Raw genomic sequence first — 3176 nt, 5'->3', positions numbered from 1 at the left:
ATCTTTATGACGAAACACTGGCTAACTTGTGACAACTAAACATACCTATTTCTGTGATCGACCATGATTATTACGGTATGATGAACGGTGAAAGACTACTTAAAAAAGCAATTCTATTAATCAAGAAAAACAATAAATAATAATTAAAGGGAGTACTTAAAGTATGATGAAACAACTTGAAAAGTATTTAATGCCTTTAGCGGAAAAAATCGGGCGTAATAAATACTTAATGTCAATTCGTGATGGTTTCTTAGTATCAACACCATTACTTATTGCAGGATCAATTTTCTTATTAATCGCAAACTTTCCAATTACAGCTTGGACAAAATTTTTAGAATCAACAATTATCAATCAGAAAACAGGTGAGACACTTGCTGCATTCTTATCAAAGCCATCTGATGCAACATTCACTATCATGGCAGTATTTGCGGTAATGGGTATCGCTTATTCATTTGCTGGTCAGATGAAGACAAACAAGATCTTCGGTGCTGGCTGTGCACTTATGTCATGGTTCTTAATCATGCCATACTCAATCACTGGTAATGTTGCTGTAGGATCTAAAACTATTGAAGCAACTCTTTCTGGTATCCCATTAGGATGGGTTGGTGCAAAGGGTATCTTCGTAGGTATCATTACTGCATTCCTAAGCGTACATATCTATGCTTGGGTAGAAGGTAAAGGCTGGACAATCAAGATGCCAGCTGGTGTTCCACCAACAGTTGTAGAATCTTTCTCAGCATTGATTCCAGCAACATTCGTAATGACTTTCTTCTTCCTAGTAAACTTAATGTTTGGTTTCTTAGGAACAAACGTATTCCAGATTATCTTTGAATTCTTACAGACACCATTACTTAACCTTGGTGATACATTAGGTGCAATGGTTGTTGCTTATATTTTCTTACACTTATTCTGGTTCTTTGGTATCAATGGTGGATCAGTAGTAGGTGCTGTATTTAACCCAATTCTTCAGACTTTATCAGCTGAAAACATTCTTTTCTTCACTAAAGGACAGGGTACAGGTCATATCATCTGTCAGCAGTTCCAGGACTTATTCGCTACATTTGGTGGATGCGGTTCTACATTATCATTATTAATCGCAATGTTATTATTCTGTAAATCTAAACGTATTACAGACTTAGGTAAACTTGCTTTAGTTCCAGGTATCTTTGGTATCAACGAACCAATCGTATTCGGTTTACCAATCGTATTAAACCCAACTATGCTTATTCCATTCATGTTAGTACCAACAGTAAACATCATTATCTCATACTTCTGTATGGCTCTTAAGATTGTTCCAATCTGTTCAGGTATCAACATCCCTTGGACTATGCCACCAATTATCTCAGGTTTCTTAGCAACTAACTGGGTAGGTGCACTACTTCAGGCTGCTTTAATCGTTATTGGTGTTATTATCTATATGCCATTCATCAAAGTACTTGATAAGCAGTACTTAAATGAAGAAGCTCAGGCTCAGGCCGCTAAAGAAGAAGACGACATTGATTTAGACGACTTATCTTTTGACGATCTATAAGAAGGAGAGATGAAACATGAAAATCGTAATGATTTATGACCAGATCCAGTCTGGTAAAGGGATTAAAGATGATCACATGGTACCTTTAGGATTAGTAAAAGAATCATGTGGACCTGCTATTATGATGGAACCATTCTTAAAACAGGTAAATGGACATGTTGTATGCTGTTTATATTGTGGAGATGGATTCTATGAAGCCAATAGTGATGAAGTTAGCCGTAAACTTTGCGCAATGGTAGAAAAAATCAAACCAGATGTTGTTGTATGTGGTCCATGTTTCAACTATCTTGGCTATGGACGCATGGCTGCACGTGTCGCTTATGATATTAACGAAAAAACTCATTCACATGCTATGGCTGCAATGAGTATAGAAAATGAAGAGACAATTAATGAATATAAAGACAAGGTTCATATTATCAAGACACCTAAGAAGGGTGGAACTGGTTTAAATGAATCATTAGAAGGAATCTGTCAGCTTGCAAAGGCAATGTGTGAACAGAAAGATGAAGACATCGTTGCTTCTAAATATTGTTTCTAAATTAACTTGAGGATACGTGAGGACGTATCCTCTTTCAATAAAAGGAGGATATTAATATGTACGGTATTATTGCTACTTGGAGAATGGCTTTAGAAGGTATTACAAAAGCAGATGAAATGTTAAAGAATCATGGAGATGCAGGAGATGCTATTGTTGAAGCTGTTAAGGCTGTAGAAGATTTCCCATATTATAAATCAGTAGGTTATGGGGGATTACCTAATGAAGAAATGATTGTTGAATTAGATGCTGCTTATATGAACGGAAATACTCTTTCAGTAGGATGTGTTGGGGCAATCAAAGACTTTGCCAATCCTGTAGAAATCGCAAGAAAATTATCTCATGAAAAGGTCAACAACTTCTTAGTTGGTGCAGGTGCTGAAAAGTATGCGTCTAAGAATGGTTTTGAAAGAAAGAACATGCTCACTGAACGTGCTGAAATTCATTATCATAATAGATTAAAAGAAATGACTCAGGAAATTAAACCTTATTCTGGTCATGATACAGTAGGTATGGTCTGCTTAGATGAAAATGCAAAGATGACTTCTGCAACTTCTACAAGTGGTTTATTTATGAAACGTTCTGGTAGAGTAGGTGATTCACCTGTATCTGGATCTGGCTTTTATGTTGATAGTGAAGTCGGTGGGGCAAGTGCAACAGGACTTGGTGAAGATGTGATGAAGGGCTGTGTTTCTTATGAAATCGTAAGAATGATGAAAGAAGGTATGCACCCACAGGCTGCATGTGAAAAGGCGGTTAATACATTCTCTAAAGAATTAATCAAACGTCGTGGTGAAGCAGGAGATATGTCTTTAATCGCTATGAATAATAAAGGTGAATGGGGATGTGCCACAAATATTGAAGGTTTCTCATTTGTAGTTGCAACTTCAGAACTTGAACCAACTGTATTTGTAGTAAAGCATGAAGGTGAACATAGCGTGTTTGAAAAAGCAAGTCAGGAATGGCTTGATGATTATATGCGTACAAGAACAGCCCCATTGGTAAGAAAATAATGAATGAAGAAATATTAAAGGCTGTTGATGAGATTGCAGATGAGATGATTGAAGGCATCAAGCGTATTGTACGTATTGATAGTGTAGAATCTGAGGC

Annotated in this window: 3 protein-coding genes; all 3 read left to right on the top strand. The window is 36.6% G+C overall.

What is annotated here, in order from left to right:
* Positions 1-163 precede the first annotated feature (163 nt).
* The 3 genes from ACT8VG_RS09225 to ACT8VG_RS09215 are packed head-to-tail and all read left to right on the top strand — an operon-like array spanning position 164 to position 3079.
* Complete coding sequence (locus ACT8VG_RS09225; RefSeq protein ID WP_444195696.1) at positions 164-1531, top strand: PTS sugar transporter subunit IIC; 1368 nt, start codon at positions 164-166, stop codon at positions 1529-1531.
* A gap of 16 nt (positions 1532-1547) precedes the next feature.
* The gene (locus tag ACT8VG_RS09220; protein ID WP_006504765.1) at positions 1548-2069 is read left to right on the top strand and encodes a GrdB-related putative oxidoreductase; all 522 of its coding nucleotides are present in this window, start codon (positions 1548-1550) and stop codon (positions 2067-2069) included.
* 56 nt (positions 2070-2125) lie between these two features.
* Entirely contained in the window at positions 2126-3079 is a 954-nt protein-coding gene (locus tag ACT8VG_RS09215) for a N(4)-(beta-N-acetylglucosaminyl)-L-asparaginase (RefSeq protein ID WP_444195695.1), read from the top strand.
* Positions 3080-3176: the final 97 nt, after the last annotated feature.

The organism is Catenibacterium sp. (genome assembly GCF_052354645.1).
Lineage (GTDB): Bacteria > Bacillota_I > Bacilli_A > Erysipelotrichales > Coprobacillaceae > Catenibacterium > Catenibacterium mitsuoka_A.
Note: the sequence above shows the minus strand (reverse complement) of the source record. Positions and strands in the feature narration are given on the sequence as shown.

Bases quoted from the DNA above. Each gene is read 5' to 3' on its own strand.
- ACT8VG_RS09225 (WP_444195696.1), top strand. From the start codon at position 164: ATGATGAAACAACTTGAAAAGTATTTAATGCCTTTAGCGGAAAAAATC.
- ACT8VG_RS09220 (WP_006504765.1), top strand. From the start codon at position 1,548: ATGAAAATCGTAATGATTTATGACCAGATCCAGTCTGGTAAAGGGATT.
- ACT8VG_RS09215 (WP_444195695.1), top strand. From the start codon at position 2,126: ATGTACGGTATTATTGCTACTTGGAGAATGGCTTTAGAAGGTATTACA.